At 72.3% G+C, this 5,186-nt stretch carries 5 protein-coding genes; 3 read left to right on the forward strand and 2 right to left on the reverse strand.

What is annotated here, in order from left to right:
• Positions 1-174: S-adenosylmethionine synthetase N-terminal domain-containing protein (locus ACFY00_RS37865; RefSeq protein ID WP_388038771.1), on the reverse strand; the 174-nt coding region annotated here is incomplete at its 3' end.
• Positions 175-447: 273 nt separating this feature from the next.
• On the opposite strand from ACFY00_RS37865, the gene ACFY00_RS37870 reads away from it, so the two are divergent.
• From ACFY00_RS37870 to ACFY00_RS37880, 3 genes are read left to right on the forward strand one after another with little or no spacing between them, the layout of a single operon-like run.
• Positions 448-1,467: a ketoacyl-ACP synthase III family protein gene (locus ACFY00_RS37870; RefSeq protein ID WP_388038756.1), complete on the forward strand. Its 1,020-nt coding sequence runs from the start codon at positions 448-450 to the stop codon at positions 1,465-1,467.
• 44 nt (positions 1,468-1,511) lie between these two features.
• Positions 1,512-2,666 carry an acyl-CoA dehydrogenase family protein gene (locus tag ACFY00_RS37875; RefSeq protein WP_388038759.1) on the forward strand — a complete coding sequence of 385 codons (1,155 nt, stop codon included), beginning with the start codon at positions 1,512-1,514 and terminating at the stop codon, positions 2,664-2,666.
• Entirely contained in the window at positions 2,663-4,153 is a 1,491-nt protein-coding gene (locus tag ACFY00_RS37880; protein ID WP_388038762.1) for an amino acid adenylation domain-containing protein, read from the forward strand. The genes ACFY00_RS37875 and ACFY00_RS37880 overlap by 4 nt, the downstream gene beginning before the upstream one ends.
• Positions 4,154-4,233: 80 nt before the next feature.
• Here the strand turns inward: ACFY00_RS37880 and ACFY00_RS37885 are convergent, their stop codons facing one another.
• Entirely contained in the window at positions 4,234-4,503 is a 270-nt protein-coding gene (locus tag ACFY00_RS37885; RefSeq protein ID WP_285740967.1) for an acyl carrier protein, read from the reverse strand.
• Positions 4,504-5,186: the final 683 nt, after the last annotated feature.

Genomic DNA, 5,186 nt, shown 5'->3' on the forward strand with positions numbered 1-5,186 from the left:
GGTGACCTCGCCGGCGATGTGCACCAGGCCGGTGGTGATCAGCGTCTCCACGGCGACGCGGGAGGTCGGGTCGTCCTTGAGGAGGGCGTCCAGGACGGTGTCGCTGATCTGGTCAGCGATCTTGTCGGGGTGGCCCTCGGTGACGGACTCCGAGGTGAACAGGCGGCGGGACATACTCCTCCGGACGTCAGGCTGCTCAGCGGCGAGGACGGGTTGTCTGTCGGCATGGGCGTGCCACGGGCGAGCCGAGGACCATCCGGCAGCCCGGCTCACGTCACGCCAGGACTCTCGCCGCACGCGCTCGGATCCTGCTCGAAGGGCAACGCCCTCACGCTCGAATCAGCTGCGCGCCCCGCCCTGCGGACTCGATCGGGCCTCGACCACCAGAGGGGACAGTGCAGGGGTGCCTGGCAGATGGTCAGCACGGGGGAGGTACAGAGAATGCGCGTGGAGAACGTCTTCATCGGCGCCGTCGGGGCGTACGTGCCCGGTAGCAGCACTGTGGCCGCAGCGGTCGAGAACGGGTGGATGGACGCCGCGGAAGCGAACGCCTCGGGCCTGCTCGGGGTCGCCACCGCAGGACGGACCCCGGCACCGGAGATGGCGGTCGAGGCCGCGCGGCAGGCGCTGGCGCGCTGGGGGCACGACGCCTCAGCGCTGGGCCTGCTGCTCTACGTCGACGTCTACCACTCGGGCCCACAGGGCTGGTTGCCCCAGTCGCACGTGATGCGGCACGTGGTCGGCGGGGAACTGCTCGCGGTCGGCGTGCGCCAAGGCTGCAACGGCGTCTTCGGCGCCCTCGAACTGGCGGCGGCGCATCTGCGCGGCGCCGGCAGCGAAGCGGCGCTGATCACCGCCGCGGACAACATGAACTCGCCGCAGGTGGACCGCTGGAAGGCCCTCCCCGGATTCCTGCTGGGGGATGGCGCATCCGCCCTGGTGCTCAGCCGCACGGATGGCTTCGCCCGGCTGCTGAGCGTCAACACGGTGGCGGTTCCCGCGCTCGAAGGCGTCCACCGGGGCACTCAGCCGCTCTTCCCGTCGGCGGTCGCCACCGGTCAGGCCCTGGACTTCCGTGCCCGGCAGGAAGAGTTCAGCCTCAGTGGTGAGGCGCCCCCGGACGGCGGCCTGCAGATGATGAAGATCCAGGCGGAAGTGGTGGACCGCACCCTGGCCGAGGCCGGGACGGAGGTCGGCGAGCTCGCCCGGGTGGCGTTCCCGCACGGCTCGCGCGAGATCCTCGAGGACCGATGGATGACCCCGCTGGGCCTCCCGCTGGAGCGCTCGACCTGGGAGTACGGCCGCAGGGTCGGCCACCTGGGGGCCAGCGACCAGGTGGCCGCCTTCGAGCACCTACTGGCGACGGAACAGGTCGGGCCCGGCGACAAGGTCCTTCTGGTCGGCATCGGCCCCGGTGTGGGGATCGCGGCTGCCGTCGTGGAGATCCTCGAAACCCCGTCCTGGTAGCCCTGATCCCGCCTCGCCGAGACGCGGTGCCCTGAGGAGGACAAATGGAGTTCGGTTGGACGCCGGTTCAGCAGCGAAGGTACGACGAGGCCTTGGCCGCGGCCCGGGCAGCGTTCCCGCGCCAGGACCGGGGCGGGGACGCCTGGCACGAGAGCGGTCCCTTCGGCAAGGAGGGCTGGCAGGCGCTCGGCGCCCTCGGCGCGCTCGGCGCCAGCGTGCCGACCCAGTACGGAGGGCGAGGGCTGGGAGCACTGGACACCGCCCGGCTCTTTGAGGCGGTCGGTCGAGGCAGCGCCGACTCCGGCGTGGTCTTCGCCGCGGCGGCTCACCTGTTCGCCGCCGCGATGCCGATCGCCGAGTTCGGCTCACCGGCCGTTCGCGAGCGCCTGCTCCCCCGGCTCTGCTCCGGGGACCTCGTCGCCGCGAACGCGATGACGGAGCCGGAGGCGGGATCCGACGTCTCGCAGCTGGCCACCACGGCGACCCGCACCGAGGGCGGCTACCTGCTGAACGGCACCAAGAGCTTCGTGAGCAACGGGCCGGTCGCCGACGTGCTGGTGACCTACGCCAGCACCGATCCGGCAGCCGGGCACCTCGGACTGACCGCATTCGTCGTCGACGCGCACAGCGCGGGCGTGCTGACCGGCCAGCCGTTCGCGAAGCTCGGTATGACCTCCTGTCCCGCCTCCCAGATCGAGTTCCGGGACTGCTTCGTCCCCGACGGGGCGGTGCTCGGCGCGCCCGGCCAGGGCGGCGCCGTCTTCCAGCACTCGATGACCTGGGAGCGGACCTGCCTCTTCGCGCTCTTCCTCGGCGTCCAGGACGAACTCGTGGACCGGGCAGTGGCCCACGCCCGTCGTCGTCGGCAGTTCGGCAAACGGCTGGCCGAGTTCCAGTCCGTCTCGGACCGGATCGTGGACATGAAACTGCGCGTGGAGGGTGCCAGGCTGCTGCTCTACCGGGCCTGCTGGGCGATCGACACCGGCGAGCGCGCGGTGCTCGCCTCAGCCCTGTCGAAGCTGGCAGCCTCCCAGGCAGCCGTCGCGTCGGCGACGGACGCCGTGCTGCTGTTCGGCGGGCGCGGCTACACACGGGAGGAGGGGGTCGAGGCCGCGCTGCGCGACGCCGTCGGCGGGCTGATCTTCTCCGGGACCTCCGACATCCAGCGTCAGCTGGCTGCCGTGGAGCTGGGCCTGTGATCCGGCCCGACCGGCGGCCGACCGACGGGCCGGGGGGACTGGAGCGGCTGGTCAGGCACCACGCGCTGCGCGATCCGGCTGCACCCGCCCTGCACCACGGCGAGGAGACCGTGACCTACGGCGAGCTCGACGAGCTCGCCGACCGGTTCGCGGCGGCGCTGACCGCGCGCGGGGTCGGCGCCGGGGACCGCGTGCTCATCTGGGCCGGGAAAAGCCCCCTGACAGTGGCGCTCATGCAGGGGGCCCTGCGGATCGGCGCCGTGTACGTGCCCGCGGCGCCGAGCAACCCGGCCGAGCGCGTGCTGCGCATCGCGGCCGGCTGCACCCCCGTCCTGCTGGTCACCGACGAGGCGGTCGGCCGGGTGCTGCCCGCCGAACCGAGGACCGAGGTCGTTGAGGCGGCCGAGCTGCTTGCCGAAGGCCAGGGTCTGGAGGCTCCACGGACGCGGACGGCCGGGCCGGACGAGGCCGCGTACATCCTGTACACCTCGGGGTCCACCGGTGAGCCCAAGGGCGTCTGCATCAGCCACGGCAACGCACTCGCCTTCGTCACCTGGGCGGCGGCCGAGACAGGGCTGAGCTCCACCGACCGGCTCGCGAACCACGCCCCGTTCAACTTCGACCTCTCGGTCTTCGACCTGTACGGCGCCTTCCTCGTGGGGGCGGCGGTGGACCTGGTGCCGACCACGGTGTCCTACCTACCGGGGAGCCTGACCGAATTCCTCACCGGGCGTCCGGTCACGGTCTGGTACTCGGTGCCGTCCGCACTGCTTCTGATGATGCGCCAGGGCGGCCTGCTGTCCGGCGAGCGACCGGCACACCTGCGGGTCTGCATCTTCGCAGGCGAGCCCTTCCCGCTCGCGGACGTCCAGGAGCTGCGCCGGGCCTGGCCCCAGGTACGGCTGTTCAACTGGTACGGGCCGACCGAGACCAACGTCTGCACGTCCTACGAGGTGACCGCAGCCGACCTGGAGCGCACGAGCGCCCTGCCGATCGGCCTGCCCGCCTCCGGAGCCACCGTGCGGCTCGACCCCCCGGACGCGCCGGAAGGGGAGATCGTGGTGGACGGCCCCACCGTGATGCTCGGGTACTGGGGCCGGGAACCGCAGGTCGGCCCGTACCGCACCGGCGACCTCGGTCGGCTCGACCAGGCGGGCCTCCTGGAGTACGTCGGCCGCCGCGACACCATGGTGAAGGTGCGCGGGCACCGGGTCGAACTCGGCGAGATAGAGACGGCGCTGGCACAGCACGCGGCGGTCGCGGCGGTGGCGGTGGTGGTGGTCGGGTCCGGCCTCGAGGCCCGTCTGCACGCCGTCGTCGTCCCGGGCCCCGGCAAGCGGCCCGGGCTGCTCGAGCTCAAGGGCCACTGCGCCGCCCGACTGCCCCGCTACATGATCATCGACACGCTGTCACTGGTGACGGACCTGCCCCGGACTCCCAACGGCAAGACCGACCGGGCCGCCCTGATCCGCACGGCCGACGGGTAGGCCCCGTCGGCACCGAGCCGGACCGCCGTCAAAGTCACGCGGCCCGCCGGCCGGCCGACGGGGCGGATGTCGCGGCCCGCTCAGGCCGCGGCGCGTAGCGACAGGACGAGGTCGGTGATCGCGTTCAGGTCCTTGAAGTTCTCGCCGATCAGCTCGCTCGCCGGCACCTGTACACCCACCTCCCGGTGCAGGAACGCGGCGAGCCGGGCCATCGAAAGCGAGTTGAGGATCCCCCAGTCCAGCAACGGGGTTTCGGCGGTGAGGCCCTCCGCGTCCTCAGGACCGAGGAGCTCGGTCCTGGTGTACTCGGTCAAGGCCTCCAGCACGGCGCTGCGGTTGGTGGCTGGCACGACGTCCTCCATCGGATAGTCGGTCGGGTACCGGGACAACAGACGCTGCCAATGTCGCAGTCCGCTGCCGCCAAGCCTGCAGGTCCCCGTTCGAGAACCGTTGGAGCCGGGATGGACCGGGCACGGCTGCGCCTGGATCTCGGACGGGGACGACCGCGGCCGCTCCGGACCCGGTCCATGGCACGCCCGGCCCGGCGCCCGGTCGGACGCGGATCCGGCAGGGGACGCGGTCCGCGGTCCAGCGCGCACCGCTGCGGACACTGTCCACCCCTCTCCGGGGGTCTGACCCGCTTCCCCGGGAGGCTCCCCCGGCGGCAGGGGAGAAACGGAGCCGGACGGCCCAGGCCGCGCTGCGGCTGGCCGGGCGCGGGCGTCCGGCCGAGCGGTGGCCGGTTCAATGGCCGCGACGGGGAACGACATCGGGCGGTGGCCTGGCGCATCGTGCAGGTGAACGCCCTCCTTCGGCGACGTGGCCGCCACGGGCCTCGTGGTGCTTCCCCAGCCTTTGGAACCCGCGAGTTCGTTCAGGTCAACTCCCTTTCGGCACCCAACACTTGACCTCCTCTTGAGGAGGCTTCGAGCCACACCGTGAACGGTGGGACCGGCTGCCTGACACCCCGTATGCGCAGCCGGGCCGAAGCGCCGCACCGCGGTGGAACCGCACCAGCGGTTCCACCGCGGTG

Origin of the sequence: Kitasatospora sp. NPDC001540 (assembly GCF_042894345.1) — a bacterium.
Taxonomy (GTDB): domain Bacteria; phylum Actinomycetota; class Actinomycetes; order Streptomycetales; family Streptomycetaceae; genus Kitasatospora; species Kitasatospora phosalacinea_C.